Origin of the sequence: Pseudomonas sp. CCNWLW23 (genome assembly GCF_037095675.1) — a bacterium.
Classification (GTDB): domain Bacteria; phylum Pseudomonadota; class Gammaproteobacteria; order Pseudomonadales; family Pseudomonadaceae; genus Aquipseudomonas; species Aquipseudomonas atacamensis.
In genome coordinates, this window is sequence record NZ_JBAWKM010000015.1 from 1 (window position 1) to 16947 (window position 16947).

Annotated in this window: 16 protein-coding genes; 6 read left to right on the plus strand and 10 right to left on the minus strand. The window is 60.1% G+C overall.

All coding sequences use genetic code 11. The annotated features are described in order from the left end of the window. The coding region (locus V8J63_RS18635) for a phage infection protein (protein ID WP_336464474.1) at nt 1–293 on the plus strand (293 nt) is incomplete at its 5' end. Between the two features lie 74 nt (nt 294–367). Here V8J63_RS18635 and V8J63_RS18640 read toward each other — a convergent pair. Next, complete coding sequence (locus tag V8J63_RS18640) at nt 368–703, minus strand: hypothetical protein (RefSeq protein ID WP_024013386.1); 336 nt, start codon at nt 701–703, stop codon at nt 368–370. Nucleotides 704–880: 177 nt separating this feature from the next. On the opposite strand from V8J63_RS18640, the gene V8J63_RS18645 reads away from it, so the two are divergent. Further along, nucleotides 881–2536, plus strand: a complete 1656-nt coding sequence (locus tag V8J63_RS18645; protein WP_336464475.1) for a sensor domain-containing diguanylate cyclase — start codon at nt 881–883, stop codon at nt 2534–2536. 253 nt (nt 2537–2789) lie between these two features. On the opposite strand, the gene V8J63_RS18650 is transcribed toward V8J63_RS18645, so the two are convergent. Together V8J63_RS18650 and V8J63_RS18655 are read right to left on the minus strand one after the other, a co-directional pair. Next, on the minus strand, nt 2790–3164 hold the full coding sequence (locus tag V8J63_RS18650) for a c-type cytochrome (RefSeq protein ID WP_336464476.1): 375 nt from the start codon (nt 3162–3164) through the stop codon (nt 2790–2792). Between the two features lie 40 nt (nt 3165–3204). Continuing rightward, the gene (locus V8J63_RS18655; RefSeq protein WP_336464477.1) at nt 3205–4536 is read right to left on the minus strand and encodes an aminotransferase-like domain-containing protein; all 1332 of its coding nucleotides are present in this window, start codon (nt 4534–4536) and stop codon (nt 3205–3207) included. An 89-nt stretch (nt 4537–4625) separates the two neighbouring features. Between V8J63_RS18655 and V8J63_RS18660 the strand changes: the two genes are divergently transcribed. Next, nucleotides 4626–5519, plus strand: coding sequence for a DMT family transporter (locus tag V8J63_RS18660; protein WP_336464478.1), 894 nt, complete (start codon nt 4626–4628; stop codon nt 5517–5519). 3 nt (nt 5520–5522) lie between these two features. Here the strand turns inward: V8J63_RS18660 and V8J63_RS18665 are convergent, their stop codons facing one another. Continuing rightward, nucleotides 5523–6338, minus strand: a complete 816-nt coding sequence (locus V8J63_RS18665; RefSeq protein WP_123442139.1) for an AraC family transcriptional regulator — start codon at nt 6336–6338, stop codon at nt 5523–5525. Nucleotides 6339–6469: 131 nt separating this feature from the next. Between V8J63_RS18665 and V8J63_RS18670 the strand changes: the two genes are divergently transcribed. Then, nucleotides 6470–6988, plus strand: coding sequence for a carboxymuconolactone decarboxylase family protein (locus V8J63_RS18670; protein ID WP_130888685.1), 519 nt, complete (start codon nt 6470–6472; stop codon nt 6986–6988). A 187-nt stretch (nt 6989–7175) separates the two neighbouring features. Further along, the gene (locus V8J63_RS18675) at nt 7176–9407 is read left to right on the plus strand and encodes a response regulator (RefSeq protein ID WP_122612147.1); all 2232 of its coding nucleotides are present in this window, start codon (nt 7176–7178) and stop codon (nt 9405–9407) included. On the opposite strand, the gene V8J63_RS18680 is transcribed toward V8J63_RS18675, so the two are convergent. Then, nucleotides 9375–10820: a SulP family inorganic anion transporter gene (locus V8J63_RS18680; protein WP_336464479.1), complete on the minus strand. Its 1446-nt coding sequence runs from the start codon at nt 10818–10820 to the stop codon at nt 9375–9377. The genes V8J63_RS18675 and V8J63_RS18680 overlap by 33 nt on opposite strands. Nucleotides 10821–10980: 160 nt before the next feature. On the opposite strand from V8J63_RS18680, the gene V8J63_RS18685 reads away from it, so the two are divergent. Beyond that, nucleotides 10981–11325, plus strand: coding sequence for a DUF7693 family protein (locus V8J63_RS18685; RefSeq protein WP_336464504.1), 345 nt, complete (start codon nt 10981–10983; stop codon nt 11323–11325). A gap of 1171 nt (nt 11326–12496) precedes the next feature. Here the strand turns inward: V8J63_RS18685 and V8J63_RS18690 are convergent. The 5 genes from V8J63_RS18690 to V8J63_RS18710 all read right to left on the minus strand — a co-directional run bounded on the left by V8J63_RS18690 (nt 12497) and on the right by V8J63_RS18710 (nt 16942). Continuing rightward, nucleotides 12497–13030, minus strand: a complete 534-nt coding sequence (locus tag V8J63_RS18690) for a cysteine hydrolase family protein (protein ID WP_110600826.1) — start codon at nt 13028–13030, stop codon at nt 12497–12499. A 65-nt stretch (nt 13031–13095) separates the two neighbouring features. Next, nucleotides 13096–14823, minus strand: coding sequence for a gamma-glutamyltransferase (gene ggt, locus V8J63_RS18695; protein WP_024013396.1), 1728 nt, complete (start codon nt 14821–14823; stop codon nt 13096–13098). Between the two features lie 148 nt (nt 14824–14971). Beyond that, the gene (locus V8J63_RS18700) at nt 14972–15559 is read right to left on the minus strand and encodes an NUDIX domain-containing protein (protein WP_024013397.1); all 588 of its coding nucleotides are present in this window, start codon (nt 15557–15559) and stop codon (nt 14972–14974) included. A 99-nt stretch (nt 15560–15658) separates the two neighbouring features. Then, entirely contained in the window at nt 15659–16294 is a 636-nt protein-coding gene (locus V8J63_RS18705) for a lytic polysaccharide monooxygenase auxiliary activity family 9 protein (RefSeq protein ID WP_016775256.1), read from the minus strand. Between the two features lie 207 nt (nt 16295–16501). Further along, nucleotides 16502–16942 (minus strand): hemerythrin domain-containing protein, encoded by a 441-nt coding sequence (locus tag V8J63_RS18710; protein WP_024013399.1) that lies wholly within the window; start codon nt 16940–16942, stop codon nt 16502–16504. Nucleotides 16943–16947: the final 5 nt, after the last annotated feature.

Below are 16947 nucleotides of genomic sequence, written 5' to 3' on the forward strand. Positions count from 1 at the left end.
TCGAACGCCGCGTTGCCGAAGGTGGTTCGGATCGTCTGCTCGAACGCCGTGTTGCCGAAGGTGGTTCGGATCGTCTGCTCGAACGTCGCGTTGCCGAAGGCGGTTCGGATCGTCTGATCGAACGCCGTGTTGCCGAAGGTGGTTCGGATCGTCTGATCGAACGCCGCGTTGCTGAAGGTGGTTCGGATCGTCTGCTCGAACGCCGCGTCGCTGAAGGTGGCTCTGATCGTCTGATCGAGCGCCGCGTCGCTGAAGGTGGCTCTGATCGTCTGATCGAGCGCCGCGTTGCATGAATCTACTGCATGACCGCAACACCCATGAAAAAGCCCGGCCTGATCAGCCGGGCTTTTTTGCATTCAGCCGTCGCTTATTGCGCGGTTTTCAGCTTGACCACGTCACCGGAGATGGTGGTGGTGTAGCCGGTCAGAACCCAGGCCCAGAACCAGTTTTCCTGAACCTGCGTGTTGATCATTGCATCGCCGCCCTTGGCTTGGATGGCCGCGTTTTGCGCGCGCACAAATCGGCTGTTCTGGCGGATCGGGATAATGCCAAACAGCAGCAGGCCGGTGGCCGATGCTTCGCTGTGGCCAACCACGGTGTATTGGTTGCTGTCGTAATGGGCGGTTTTCATCGGGGCGCCGGTGCAACCTGCCAGAACCACACCGAACAGTGCGGCGGCGACTACTTTGCTGAGGTATTTCACAGTAAAACTCCATGGGGAAACGCCCGGGATCCGTCTCTCGGGCGGCGCGCATTCTAACCAAAATGATGGCTCATTGGCATCAATCTTCTTTGTATTTACTTGAACCCGTTCGCTGGCCCGCCGTCGGCGATGTCGCATACCATGGCGCCACTTCAATAAAGACAGACACCCGCCTCCATGTTCAAAGCCAGTCTGCATAGCCATCTCACCCTGTGGTTCGGCGGTTTGTCCCTGCTGACGTTATTGAGCGTCGGCTTTTATGTCGGTCACATCGCCACCGAACAAATGAAACAGGCCAGCGGCAACGCGTTGCTGAACACGGCGCGCGCGGCGGCGACGCTATTGGGCGAACAACTGCGCGAACGGCAGCTAGAGGTTTACCTGCTCAGTCGCGCGCCGCATCTGGAGCGCGGAGATCTGGACAACCCAGCCATCCTCAAGTCGATGCAGTTGCGCACCCAGGCGCGCGCCGAATATGCGTGGATGGGCGTCACCGACGCCGAGGGCAACGTGCGCCAGGCGGTCAATGATCTGCTGGTTGGCCAATCCGTACAGAAACGCCCGTGGTTCCAGATCGGCCTGCGCCGGCAATACACCGGCGATCCCCACGAAGCAGTGTTGCTGGCCAAGTTGTTGCCGGGTCTGCCCAATGGCGAGCCGCTGCGCTTCATCGATTTCGCCGCGCCAATCCACAATGCCGAAGGGCAGGTGATTGGCGTGCTGGGCGCACATGCGCACTGGAGTTGGGTGACGCGCATCGTCGAGTCGGCGGCGTTTTCCCACAAGAACTCGGCGCCGGATATTCAGGCGCTGATCGTCGACCACGATGGCAAGGTGCTCTACCCCGAAGCGCTGATGGGCCAACAGCTGGCGACCAACGATCCGGTATTGTCGGGCTGGACGGCGGCCAACGGTTACCTGACCAGCATGGTCACCGTGCCGACGCCATCGGGCACGGCGCTATCATGGTCGATCGCCATTCGCCAGCCATTGGAGACTGCGCTGCAACCGGCGCGGATGCTGCAATATGAACTGTTGATACTCGGCGTTTTCGCCGCCATCGTTTTCGGTCTGGTGGCTTATTATCTGGCGCTGTACCTGAGCCGGCCGATCGAACAACTGGCACGCTCGGCCAAACAAGTGCAGAACAACCAGTCCGGCGCACAGTTCCAGCTCCAGCATCCGGTGCTGGAAATCGCCCAGCTCGGCCAGTCCATCGACGCAATGACGCAGTCACTGCTCGGCAAGGAACGCGAACTGCAAGAAGCCAACGCCTCGCTTGAAGCCACCGTGGCGCAACGCACCGCCGCACTCACCGAGGCCAACGCCGAGCTGCTGAGCCTGGCCACACACGACGGCCTGACCGGCGTTTACAACCGTCGCCGGTTTGACGAAAAAATCACTGAATACTCGCTGCTGTCCCGACGCACCGGACGCCCGTTTGCCCTGCTGCTGATCGATGCCGACCACTTCAAACGCATCAATGACAGCCACGGCCACGCGGTCGGTGACGAGGTCCTGCAACAACTGGCGACCTTGATCCAGAACAGCGTACGCAGCACCGATTTCGTCGCCCGCTACGGCGGCGAAGAGTTCGCCGTACTGCTGCCGGAAGTCGCGCAACCCGACACCCCGGAAGTCGTAGCGGAAAAGATCCGCGCAGCGGTGGCCGAAGCGCAGTTTCCCGGCGTCGGCATCGTTACCGTGAGTATTGGCCTCGGCCTGGCAGATCCGGCAGACAACAACCACACGGCCCTGATCAAACGTGCCGATCAGCAGCTGTATCAGGCGAAAGCTGCGGGGCGCAATCAGGTTGCGTTTCATACCCACTGACACCGGCGTATATCAACCAGAGACAGGCCGGCTCACCGACCCCATCGCTGGCAAGCCAGCTCCCACAGGGATGGGGTAAAAGCGGAAATTTGGGCCGGCTGGAGAACCGCTTTCGCCAGCAGGCTCGCTCCCACAGAAAAGCAAAAAAAGGTGACTCGCCGTAAGGGCGAAACCCTAAGCAGCCGTTACCGCAGCAATGGATATGTACCCCGTCAAAACTACAAAAACGCCTTGGAACAGCGTGTTCCCGTAATTATTCAGCGCTGAATTTCTGCAGATAAGCCAACAGATTCTCCAGCTTCTGCTCATCACTCAGCCCCCAGAAAATCATCCGCGTCCCCGGCACCACCCCTTTCGGATCCTCGAGATAAGCCTTCAACGTCGCCCGATCCCAGGTAATCCCCGAGTTCTTCATCGCATCGGAATAAACATAATTTGCCGAAGTCCCCGCAGCCCGGCCAATGATGCCGTTCAACTGCGGACCAAACCCCGAACGAGCCGACTCGCCAACCTGATGGCAACCGCCGCACAGACGCGGAAAGATTTTCGCCCCGGCCTCAGGATCGCCCTCAGCCTGTGCGCTGGTGCTGAAGATCAAGGCGAGAAACAGTGTCGTGGTGAATTTCATTGAACAGTCCAAACCTCGCTTTGCATGGCGTGGGCGCAGTTTACAGATAAGCGCCGATGATCGTTCTGACGGTGATCAACGCCTGACGCAACACCTGCATGTCCACCGAGCCAAGAGCCAGACGAATCGCATGGGGCGTATGGGCCGACAGCGAAAACGGCTCGGCGCTGGTGACGGAAATCTGCTGCTGCATCAACTCGACCACGATCTGATCGGCACGCACATCTTCGGGCAGCGGCAACCACAGAAAATACGAGGCCGGATGAGCAATGTAGCGCAGCCCTTTGAGTACCTCGGCGGCCAAGGCCTGTCGCGCCGTAGCATCACGACGTTTCTGCGCCTCAAGCACGGTGACGGTGCCATCGTCGAGCCAGCCGCACGCGATGGCGGTCATCACCCCGGGCGTGTTCCACGTCGTCGCGCGAATGACTCGCTCCAGTGCGGGCACTTGAGGCAGCGGCGCGGCAATGAAGCCGACCCGCAAACCGGTGGCGATGTTTTTCGACAGGCCCGATACGTAAAACGTCCGTTCCGGTGCCAGTTCAATCAACGGACATGGCGGGTTTTCGACCAGAAACGCGTAGGCAGCGTCTTCAATGATTGTCAGATCGTGCCGCCGGGCAATCGCCACCAATTGCTCGCGCTGTTCCAGTGGCATGACCCAGCCCAGCGGATTGTGCAGCGTCGGCATGCTGTATACGGCGCGCACTGCACGCTGGCGGCAGAGTCTGTCCAGTGCCGGCAAATCCGGGCCGTGCTCCGTCATCGGGATCGCCAGCACTTCCAGATGCAGCGCGTCGGCCAGCACCTTGAATCCCGAATAGGTCAGCGCATCGGCGACAATCACATCGCCGGGTTTGAGCAGAGCCATCAGCGTCACCGCCAAACCTTGCTGAGCGCCATTGACGATCAGCACCTGGTCGGCTTCAACGGTCACGCCGCGTGTCGACAAATGTCGCGCGACCGAGGCGCGTTCGTGGGCACGCCCGGCGTGGGGTTGATAACGCAACAACGCTTCCAGATCACCGGACAACGCCAGTTGGCGCAACGCCGTGCGCAACAGTTCAGCCTGACCTGGCAACGAGGGATAGTTGAAATTCAGGTCGATCATGCCGACCGCCACGTCTTTCTGATCGATGCCCTGCCCCGGCGCCAGCGACGTTTCCCGAACAAACGTGCCGCGCCCGGCTTCGCCACTGACCAGGCCCATCGCTTCAAGCTCCGCATAAACCCGTGAAGCGGTAACCAGCGCCAGACCTTCCTGGCTCGCCAGCTGCCGATGCGTTGGCAGTCGCGTGCCCGGCGCCAATCGTCCGCCACGAATGTCTGCCGCATAGCGATCAACCAGGGTCTTGTAACGGGAACGCGGCATGTCGGCTGTATCCATGACAATTTTTTGATTGTGCTGATTCTCCGCCCTAGGATCACGGCGACACAAGCCACTTTTTGAGCGCGACCGACATGCACACAACATCGACTGCGGCCCACCCGGCACTGGAAAAAACCAGTGGCTGGATCAACGGTTTTATCGGCGTGCTGATTTTCAGCGGTTCGCTGCCGGCCACACGTTTGGCGGTGCTGGAATTCGAACCGGTGTTTCTGACCGTGGTGCGAGCAGCGATCGCCGGCGCACTGGCCGTCGGACTTCTGCTGTTGTTCAAACAGCGGCGACCGGCGCATCATCAGTGGCTGTCGCTGTTGATTGTGGCGCTGGGCGTGGTGTTGGGTTTCCCGCTGCTGACCGCGTTGGCATTGCAGCACGTAACGTCAGCGCATTCGATCGTGTTTGTAGGATTGCTGCCGCTGGCCACGGCGATGTTTGGTGTCTTGCGTGGCGGTGAGCGGCCACGTCCAGTGTTCTGGATCTTTTCGGTGCTGGGCAGCGCATTGGTGGTGGGCTTTGCCCTGTCCCAAGGCTTGAGCGCCTCGCCCACCGGCGATCTGCTGATGCTCGCGGCGATCCTGGCCTGCGGCCTCGGTTACGCCGAAGGCGCGAAACTGTCACGCAGCCTCGGCGGCTGGCAGGTGATCTGCTGGGCGCTGGTGTTGTCGTTACCGCTGATGACAGTGCTGAGCCTGTGGCTGGCGCCCGCCTCGTTCGCCGACATCAGCTTGCCTGCGTGGATGTGCCTGGGCTACGTGTCGCTGTTCAGCATGCTGATCGGCTTCGTGTTCTGGTATCGCGGTCTGGCACAAGGTGGAATCGCAGCGGTCGGGCAGTTGCAGTTGCTGCAGCCGTTTTTTGGTCTGGCACTGGCGGCGACGTTGCTGCATGAGCAGGTCAGTGTCGGCATGCTCGGCGTCACGCTGGGGGTGATTCTTTGCGTGGCCGGAGCGAAGAAATTCGCCAGGTAATGTTCAGTGTTCGGCTTTCCATTGCCGAGGACTGAGCCCGGTCTTGCGCCGAAACGCCCGGGCCAGCGCCGACGGACTTTCGTATCCAACCTCCTCGGCAATCAATGCAATCGGGCGGCCTTCGCGCAGGCGTTTCTGCGCAAGACTGACGCGCCAGCTCAGCAGGTAATCGGCCGGCGTCTGCCCGACCACGCGGCGAAACTGCTCGGCAAAACCGGCGCGGGACTGGTTCGCCGCCGCCGCGAGATCAGCGACACTCCAAGGCTTGTGCGGCTGCTCGTGGATCAGGTTCAAGGCGCGAGACACGCGCGGATCCGCCAGCCCGGCCATCATGCCCGGTTGCTGATCGCGACTGCCGATGAGATGGCGCAGCAGCAGAATCACCAGCAATTCAAACAGACGATCCATCACCGCCACGCGCCCGCAATGCCCTTCAAAAGCTTCGTTGAACAGCCAGTCAAGGGTGCTGCGCAATTCCGGGATATCGGTGAGTTTCAACACCAGATAGTCCGGTAACGCGGCGGCCAAGGCATTGCCCGAGCCACCGTCGAAGGTCAGCGAGGCGCACACCACTTGGCTGGCCATGGCCTCGTCGGCAAACATCCGGTGAGTGAAAGGCCGGGGAAAGAAAATCAGCGACGGTTCTTCCAGGCGAATTTCCCGCTCGTTGCCCGGTTTGAGCAGCAACGCCCCGGCTTGCAGAACATGCACATGGCCGACCGGTTCGCCTTCGTGAACGCTCACGCCGCAAAACGCGCCGCTATGGAAGGTGCCGGCGTTCACACCGAAATGACTAAGTAATGTGGAAAGGCGATCCATGGCTGACTCCCGAAGGCATATCTGGACGATCTGCCGCATATCCTCGACGATTTGCCGCCAAGGCGCCATTGGCAGCCCCTAAGATCTCTCCATCGCCGCTGCACTTCGCTGCGGAATTTCGGAGAATCACCATGAGCCGCATCCCTGCAATCAGCCTCGACACCGCCACCGATGCCACCCGTCCTGCACTGGAAGGCGTGAAGAAAAAAATCGGCTTCCTGCCCAACGTCTTCACCACCCTCGCCCAAGCGCCGGTTGCATTCGACACTTACCTGCAAGCCTCGGCCATCCTCGGCAAGACCTCATTGAGCGGCAGAGAGAAAGAAGCCGTTTACCTCGCCACTTCGCAGGTCAACGGTTGCGACTATTGCCTGTCCGCACACACCGTGTTTGCCGGCAAAGCCGGGCTGTCGGCGCAGGACATCATCGCAGCACGTCAAGGCGAACTGAATGCCTACGCCGCCCTCGCCCGCCAACTGACCGAAACCCGTGGCCACTTGAGCGATGAACAATTGGCCGCTGCCCGCGCTGCCGGTATCGATGACCGCAAGATCATCGAAGTCATTGCCCTGGTGGCCGTGCAGACATTGACCAACTACCTGAACAACACGGCGCTGACCGACATTGATTTCCCGACCGTCGAGGCCTGAGCAGTCGCTCACGATCCGAAGATAAAACCGGTGGCGAAAAGGCGCTCTTTTCGCCACCGCTGTTTTTTGCTGCCATGATGTACGTCAGAATAATTCGCAGCGCAAACAGTGTCTGGTGCGCTGAAACCAAACAGCCTGTGCGCAGGTCTTTGTTCTCAGACAAATGCCCCGGAAAGACACGAACCCCATGACAGACTGGTTGCAAGACAACGGCGAGATGGCCGGGCAGATCCGCCGTCACGACTGGGCGAATTCGCCCCTCGGCCCGTTGGAAAACTGGCCCGATGTACTCAAGACCACTGTCTCGCTCAGTCTCGCCTCGCATTTCCCTCAGGCGATCGTCTGGGGCCCGCAACTCATCACACTCTATAACGACGCCTTCGTACCGATTCTCGGCGACAAGCCGCACGCGTTGGGACGCCCTTTCAGCGACATCTGGAAGGAAGCCTGGCACGAGATCAGCCCGATTGCTGAGGCCGCGTACGCCGGCCAGGCTACTTACATCGAAAACTTCGCTCTGCAGATCGAACGCGGCAAAGGCCCGGAGCAGGCGTTCTTCACTTTTTGCTACAGCCCGATTCGCGACTCCCACGGCAATGTCGTCGGCATGATCGACACCGTCACCGAGACCACCCAGACCGTTTATCTCAACCGACGCCTGGCCGTCCTCGATGCCATCGGCGAAGCGGTGACCAATGCCACGGATGCGCAAGCAATCCTGGCGGCAAGCACGCGGCTGATGGTCGAGCAACTGCGTCTGTCCAATTGCGCCTACGCCGACATGGATGCCGACGAGGATGGCTTCACCATTCGCGGCGACTATGCAGCGCCGGGTTCGCCGAGCATCGTCGGCCACTACCATTTGCGCGATTTCGGCGAGAAAGCCGTACGCCTTCTGCGCGCGGGTCAACCGCTGGTGATCCACGACAACCGCAGCGAATTGCCGCCGGAAGAATCAGCGACCTTTCAGGGCATAGGCATCACCGCCACCATTTGCGTGCCGCTGATCAAGCAAGGTCGTCTTACCGCGTTAATGGCCATTCACGACAAAGTGCCGCGTGTGTGGTCGAGCTTCGAACAGGCGCTGCTCAGCGAAGTCACCGAACGTTGCTGGGCGCACATCGAGCGAGTGCGCGCCGACGCCAACGTGCGCGAGGGCCTGCTTGCATTGGCTGAACTCAATGCCACGCTGGAGCAACGGGTCGAAGAGCGCAGCCTGCGTCTGGCCCAGGCCGAGTCGGCGTTGCGCCAGTCGCAGAAGCTCGAAGCCATCGGCCAATTGACCGGCGGCGTCGCCCATGACTTCAACAATTTGCTGACGATCATTCGTTCGTCGGTGGATTTTCTGCGCCAGCCCAACCTGCCGGAAGAACGCCGCCAACGCTACATGCGCGCGGTGTCCGACACCGTTGAGCGCGCCTCCAAGCTGACCAGCCAGTTGCTCGCCTTCGCCCGCCGTCAGCCGCTCAATCCGCAGGTAGTCGACGCCGGCGAACGTTTGGCCAACATCGGCGAAATGCTCGAATCGGTCACCGGCGCGCAGATTCACGTGTGCGTCGAGCGCCCGGATCACCCCTGCTACATCCGTGTCGATCTCAGTCAGTTCGAAACAGCATTGATCAACATCGCCCTGAACGCTCGCGACGCCATGAATGGTCAAGGTGAACTGAAATTGCGCCTGGAGTGCCATAAAGCGCTGCCGCCGATTCGCGGCCACGCTGGGTCCAGCAGCCATTTCGTGTCGATTGCCCTGGCCGACACCGGTGCCGGCATCGACGCACACACCCTCGAACACATCTTCGAGCCGTTCTTTACCACCAAGGCTGTCGGCAAAGGCACGGGGCTGGGGCTGTCGCAGGTGTTCGGCTTCGCCAAGCAATCGGGCGGCAACGTCGATGTTTCCAGCGTCCTTGGTCAAGGCACCGAGTTCACCTTGTATTTGCCGCAAGTGCCGGCGATCGAGGCAGAAATGGACGAGGCAGAGGACGATGGCGAGGTGCAGCCGGCCTGCGAAAAACGCCGGGTGCTGGTGGTAGAAGACAATCTCGATGTCGGCCGTTTCGCCAATCAGATCCTCCAGGATCTGGGCTATGAAACGGCGTGGGCGACCAACGCCGAAGAAGCCCTGCAGTTGGCCGGTAGCGATGCCAGCGCGTTCGATGCGGTGTTTTCCGACGTAGTCATGCCGGGCATCACCGGTGTCGCGTTGGCCAAGGAACTGCGCCAGCGCCGCCCCGATCTGCCGGTGATTCTCACCTCCGGCTACAGCGAAGAACTGGCCCGCAGCGGGTACGAAGGTTTTGAATTTCTCGCCAAGCCCTACTCCGCCGAACAGGTCTCGCGGATTCTCGGCAAGACCTGGCTCAAGGACGCAAAACCAGCGGCGTCAGTCGTGATCGACGCCGGCGCGCTTGAGTAATTTCTTGCAGCGTTCCGACAGATGAAACACCTGTAGATGCTTGCCCGCCTTGGCGTAGCGTTCACCCAGGGTTTTCAATGCGGCGATCGCCGAGTAATCGACAAAGCTCAGGTGTCGGCAGTCGAGAGTGACTTTGGCCGGGTCGTTGGCCGGGTCGAACTGATTGAGAAACGGCGTGGTCGAGGCAAAGAACAGCGTGCCGTGCAGGCGATAGAGCTTGCTGCCGTCGGCCTCCAGATGTTCATCGGCATACAGTTCGCGGGCCTGCTGCCAGGCGAAGTTGAGCGCAGCGATGATGATCCCGCACAGCACGGCCGTGGCCAGATCGGTGAACACGGTGATGGTGGTCACCGCGATGATCACCAGCACATCGTGCAGCGGCACCTTGTTGATCACCCGCAACGACGCCCAGGCGAAGGTCTGCTGCGACACCACGAACATCACCCCCACCAGTGCGGCCAGCGGAATACGCTCGATCAGCGGTGACAGAAACAGAATGAACAACAGAATCAGCACACCGGCAACCACGCCGGACAAGCGTCCGCGCCCGCCGGAGCTGAGATTGATCACGGTCTGCCCGATCATCGCGCAACCGCCCATGCCACCGAACGCCCCGGACACCATGTTCGCCGCGCCGAGCGCTACGCACTCGCGATCCGGATAGCCACGGGTTTCGGTGATCTCGTCGGTCAGGTTCAGCGTCAGCAGGGTTTCCAGCAGGCCGACCATCGCCATCAGGATCGCGTACGGGGCGATGATGCGCAGCGTTTCCAGGCTCCACGGAATGTCCGGCATGGCGAAAGTCGGCAGACCGCCGGCAATGTGCGCCATGTCGCCGAGGGTGCGGGTCGGCAGCCCGAACAGGTAGACCAGCAGGCCGACACCAAGGATCGCCACCAGGGCCGGCGGTACCGCTTTGGTCAGGCGCGGCAGGATGTAAACGATGGCCATGGTCAGTAGCACTAGCCCGGTCATCAGATACAGCGGCGTACCGCTGAGCCAGTGCTCGCCGCTTTTGAAGTGCTCCAGTTGCGCCAGCGCAATGATGATCGCCAGGCCGTTGACGAAACCGAGCATCACCGGATGCGGCACCATGCGCACCAGTTTGCCCAAGCGCAACAGCCCGAACGCCATCATGATCAGACCGCCGAGCAGCACCGTTGCCAGCAGATATTGCACGCCGTGTTGCACCACCAGCGCGACGATCACCACCGCCATCGAACCCGCCGCACCGGAAACCATGCCCGGTCGACCGCCAAACAACGCCGTCAGCGTGCAAATGATGAACGCGCCGTACAGGCCCATCAGCGGATTGAGATGCGCGACCAGCGCGAAAGCAATGCATTCGGGCAACAGGGCGAACGAGGTGGTGAGTCCGGCGAGGACATCGGCGCGCAGACGAATCGGTTTCATGGCTTACCTGACTGAGCGGCCGCTGGGCACGGCTGCTGTTTTCGCGAAAAAAGAGGGAGGCGAATGTTACGGAATTGTTCAGCCTCGGGCCAGTGAAACGCTGACATGGGGTGGCGCGGGCCTTATCCTTGCAGGCTTGTCCATCGAATCGAGTCGCAGCATGTCAGCGTTTTTGTCCGCCCGTGATGTGTGTCAGCGCCTGCGCGAAGCTGCGCTGGGCGTGCTTGGGTTCGAAGTCTGCCAGGTAATGTCCGAGACCGGGCTGATTGCCGTTGATATCGACGGCTGGCATCTGCGGTTGGACTTCGCCGAGGGACACTTGCATCACTGTGAATACGCGCGCAACTGCGCCGGGGATGAAGCGACGCTGGACACTTGGCAGCGTTATGGCACGGACCCGGTGAGTCTGCTCAGCACGTGGGAATTGGCGCAGATCGAGCGGTTATTGCGTGGGGCGGATGGAGTTGTGGCTAAGGGCATCATTTCCAGAACCAGAGACGACTGACTTTCGTGCATGCGGTCATACCAGCCCTGCAGCACATCGGGCAGCCGCTTCTTCCACTTCGCCACGTTGGTGTAGTACCGCAGATGTTCATGGCTCTGGTCATCGTAGCTTTTGAAGATCAGCCAGACCTGCGCGTCGGCCGCGCTCATCAGGATGCCGATGCCGCCGAGACCGCGCATCCACATTTCTACAACCTGAGCATCGGGCACATCTTTTGACTCTTCGCCGACCTGCAAGGAACCGGAGGTCTCTACCAGTTTTTGGTAGTCGGTCTTGAGCAGCGAACGCAGTACCTGATCTTCTGCGGGCGTGCGAGCCAGACCCAGGCTGAGCAGATCGTAATCCAGCTTCAGCGGTTGTTCGGAGGCGACATACCGACCGGCGTAATACACGCCCATGCCACCGCCGCAGTCGGAATCCGCACCGGTTTGTACTACGTTCAGTACGCCATTGATGGGCGTGAAGGCGAGTTTGCAGGCGTCCTCGGCGTACACGGCTGTTCCATCCTTGAGTATGGCAACGCCAGTCAAGTCTCCGGAATTGGCGCCCTCGCCTGCCGAGATATCGATGGCGATATGCGAGGCATTACGACGTTGGGTGACAAGGGTCGCCGAGGTCGAGGTGCCGCGCGAAATTAGTTGCCAGGTGGCATCCCAACTGAAGGGCTGAACCGCGTGTTCGAGCTCAGTGAGGCGCATCAGGTATTCGCGCCGCAGACACGCGCTCAGGGCACCGCAGGCGTTGCGGTTTTTCAGCCACTGACACTGGTCGGTTTTCAGCATTTTGGGATCGGCAACTTTGCCCAGCGTGGTCCGCCATTGCTCGGCGAGCTTGTCGTCAAGGGTTGAGAGGTAGGGATCAGTGCAGATGGCTTTTTCGGTTTTGCTGGTGGCGTCGGTGCAATCGAAACTGCTGGCATGGGCGGTGCAGGCGAGGACGAGAGATGTCAGCGCCACGGCGTGACGCAGGTAGATAGCGAACATCGAGAGATTCCATTCTTCGGGCGGCGGGGATTATGCCAGTGCTGCTGCCGTAAATCGCCGCTGTCGTAGAGCCTGCTCACCCCTGTGGGAGCGAACCTGCTCGCGAAGGCGGTATATCAGTCGGTTTGATGTTGGCTGTCACAGCGCTTTCGCGAGCAGGCTCGCTCCCACAGGGGTTTTATGTGGGTTCAGATGGTGATTTGGGCTGCCGGTTTGACGTCGATTCGTGCCACGGAACTGGTCAGGGCGGCGAAGTCCTTGTTGTGTTCGGCAATGATGTCCTCGGCGCTCATGTTGCCGTTATCGACCGTTGAATGCGCATCTCGCGCGACGACGATGTCGTAGCCCAGTGAATGCGCGCTGCGCACCGTGGCGTTGACGCAGTAATCGGTTTGCAGGCCGCAGATGATCAGGCGTTCGAAGTCCTCGCTGGGCAGCAGCTTGCCGAGATCGGTCTGGTAGAAAGAGTCCCCGGTGGTTTTGTCTACGCGCAGGTCTTTCGTAGAAGTCAGAAGGTTTTTCGCCAGTTGCCAACCCTCAGCACCGCGAACAAATGAGCCGTCCTTTTCTTCGTGCTGAATCAAAACCACCGGAACGCCAGCCGTACGGGCGCGTTGGCTGAGATCATTGATCGTGGCGATCACGCGGTCGATTTCAAAGCACTGATATTCACCAGCACACAGCGCCTGCTGGACGTCGATGATCAGTAATGCGGTGGTCATGTCGAGCCTTCCTTGATCAGTCCTTGAGAATAGGGCGGACCTGCGCCCGCCCCTTTTTACTCCGCTCAGTAACCCAAAGACAAGCCGGTATTGCGCCGTGGATCGTTGGCGCCGTAGAAGCGATTCTTGCCAACCGGTTTGCCGTCCAGTGACGGCGCGCCGACCAGAATCGCGGCGATGTGGTTGGCATCCTGCGGGCCGGCAAACTTGTGGCCCCAGCTTTCCAGGATTTTTTTCGTATCCGGGCTGGCGGCGAAGTCTTCGAGGTTGGTTTCCTCCGGCATCCACTGCTGATGGAAGCGCGGCGCGTCGACCGCTTCCTGCAAGCCCATGCCGTAATCGATGACGTTGAGCATGGTCAGCAAGGTCGCGGTGATGATCCGGCTACCACCCGGCGTGCCGACCACCATCACCACTTTGCCATCCTTGGTGACGATGGTCGGACTCATCGACGACAGCGGCGCCTTGCCCGGTGCGATGGCATTGGCCTCCCCCTGGACCAGCCCGTACATGTTCGGCACGCCGACCTTGGAGGTGAAGTCGTCCATCTCGTCGTTGAGGATTACCCCGGTCTTGCTGGCCATGACGCCCGCGCCGAACCAGTCGTTGAGCGTGTACGTCACCGAAACGGCATTGCCCCACTTGTCGACAATCGAATAGTGCGTGGTGTTGCTGCCTTCGTGGGGCGCTACACCGGGCTTGAGCTCAGCCGACACGCCGGCCTTCTGCGGCTGGATGGCGTTGCGCAGTTTGGTCGCGTAATTCTTGTCCAGCAGATGCTCGATCGGATTCTTCACGAAATCCGGATCGCCGAGGTAGCTGTTGCGATCAACGTACGCGTGGCGCATCGCTTCGATCTGGTAGTGCATGCCCTGAGCGGAATGGAAGCCCAAGTCCTTCATCGGATAGCCTTCGAGGATATTCATGATCTGGCAGATCACCACCCCGCCGGAGCTCGGCGGTGGCGCCGAGACCACGTGATAGCCGCGATAATCGCACTCAACCGGGGCCAGTTCGCGAGTCTTGTATTTGTCCAGGTCGGCCTGGCTGATGATGCCTTTGTTGGCCTGGCTGGAAGTGACAATGGCATCGGCGACCCAACCTTTGTAGAAGCCGTCGGCGCCCTTGTCGGAGATTGTCCGCAGGGTTTTCGCCAGATCCTTTTGCACCAGTTTCTGCCCGACCTGCATCGGCTCGCCGTTGCTGAGGAAGATCGAGCCGGAATCGCGCATGTCCTTCTTGAACACATCCGTCGCGTATTCGAGCAGCTCGACATCGCCCTGCTGCAATTCGAAACCGTCTTCGGCCAGTTTGATCGCCGGGGCAATCATCTCCTTGCGCTGTTTGGTGCCGTATTTGCTCAGCGCCAGCTCCATGCCGGACACCGTACCCGGTACGCCGACCGCCAGGTGCCCGCGCGTGCTCAGTTCCGGAATGACATTACCGTCCTTGTCCAGATACATGTTGGCGGTCGCTGCCAGCGGGGCTTTCTCACGGAAATCGAGGAAGGTCTTGCGCCCGTCCGCCAGTTGTATGGTCATGAACCCGCCACCGCCAAGGTTGCCCGCAGCCGGATAGACCACCGCCAGCGCATAGCCCACGGCCACTGCCGCATCCACGGCATTGCCGCCGTTTTTCAAAACGTCGACGCCGACATGGGTCGCCAGATGTTGCGCGGTGACCACCATGCCGTTTTCCGCCGCAACCGGCGCCACTGATGCCGCGTGAGCCATGAGACAGCTGAGCGCCAAGGAGGTCGCAATTAGCGATCTGGCCAAAGGTTCGTACTTCATGAGTCGATCTCTTTTTGTTTTTGGGGACTGCGCAAAACGCAGGGCAACACTTCAGGAGCAACAAGCAGTATGGCCGGCTTTGCGTATTGCGCCTCCCTGTTCAGCCAGTATGCTGAGCCATCGCAGCCGTTGGCAGCTCCTGCCCGAATCAAGCGAAGAGGTTATTCATCGCTGCGTACTGCAACAGCATGATGGTCTTGGCATCGCAGATCTCGCCGCGTTGAAACGCTGCCAGTGCCTCATCGAAGCCCCACTCGAGCACTTCCAGTTCTTCGGTTTCCTCTTCAAGGCCACCACCGTCGCTGACTTTGGACGCCGCGTCGTATTCAGCGATAAAGAAGTGCAGTTTCTCCGTCACCGAACCGGGACTCATGTACGCCTCGAATACTTTTTTCACGTCGTGCACGCGGTAACCGGTTTCCTCCTCGGCTTCGTCACGAATGCGCTGCTCGGGCGCGGCACCTTCCAGCAACCCGGCGGCCACCTCGATCAACAATCCATCGTGGCCGTTGACGAACACCGGCAAACGAAACTGGCGGGTCAGCACCACCGTGCGCTTTTCGCGGTTGAACAGCAGAATCGCCGCGCCGTTGCCCCGGTCGTATACCTCGCGGGTCTGGCGCTGCCATTCGCCGTTGTTGCGGTGGTAATCGAAAGTGATTTTCTTCAACAGATACCAGTCGTGGGACAACACCTGAGTGTCGACGATGTTGACCCGTTCGGCTGTGTTGGACATCGCGTCTGATCCTGTCTTCATGGGGGGACTGCCATGGTCGATCAATTGCGCCGACAAAAAAAGCCCGGCAGCGCTACCGGGCTCGTTCAGCCTGCGCGGTTACTGAAAGTCGACGTCGAAGGCCTGGTAGAAGGCGTTGCCGGTATTGGCGACGATCCACATCAGCACAATGACGTGATGACCCTGCTTGTTCGCAGGCAGCTTCACTTGATGATCGACCTTGGCCTTCAATTCGCCGGCATGGCTGTAATACGGCACTTGCGGGTAGAAGTCTTCGAAGAACGGCTGGGTTTCCAGCTGCGCACGGCTGATGCGTTGCTGTGGATCCCAGCCGTCTTTGGTGATCAGCCAGCGATAACCACGGGTGGTGTGCGGCGCGGTGTACGCCCAGCTGACCTCGAGAATCTGCCCCGGATCGACATTCAGCAGCGGCCAGTTGAATGAACGGCCGAGCTTCTTGCTCATCTCGTCGTCGGTGTAATTGACGCAATCGCGGGCATCGGTCTTGCCGCCGCTGAGAATGTAGCCATCGGCCGGCGGCGCGACGCTGTCCGAGTCGGTCTCGAAAGGTTGCGGGAAAGGTCCGGCGTCCATGGCCGGAAAGTTCTTGCCACCTTCCATTTCATTGACTTGCCAAGCGCCGAGCAGGCCGAGGTCGATGGCCACTGCGCCGCGACTCGCTGGCGAGATGACACGACCGTGTTTGAGTTGGGTTTGTGGGATTGCCTGATTCATCTTGCTCACTCCGTTGATTTGAGAACTCTCCTTCCCGAGGAGAGGCCTTCAAGCTAACGGAGGTGAATTTTTTGTCCATCGGCGCTTTTGTCACAGTCCCAGTGTGCAAGACGTAAAAAGCCCGGAAACACTGGATGCATAACCAGTGCTCGACGACGCATCGCACTCAACGTGTAGCTGAACACCTACACGCCGAGTCGCCTTTGGTCATTCAGACAGTTGCGCCTGATACTCCTTTTCGTACTGCCCGGCGAGTTGGCTTTTCTGTTTATCGTCGAGCAGCTTGCCGGCCATCTGGAAGAATTTGTGCTCTTCTTCCTCGAGGTGGTGATGAACCTTGTCGGAAAGCTTTTTGGCCGTGGCCAGCCAGGCCGGACTGGACATTTCGGTCTCGTCGAGCTCTTCCATCATCTCGTCCATTTCGTGGTGTTCGGCGATGGCGTGGCGGCTCAGGTCCACGCCTTCATCGATTTCCATCAACGGAATATAGAAATGCCGCTCTTCAGCGGTTTCATGGGCTTGCAGTTCTGCTTTGAGCTGCTTGTAGGCCTCGACCCGCTCAGGGCTGTCGCCGCTGGTCGCGATCAAAGCCTTGGCGTAAGTGCGCTGGCGCTCGTGGCTTTCGCGCAGGGCTTCAAAAATATTCACGGGAT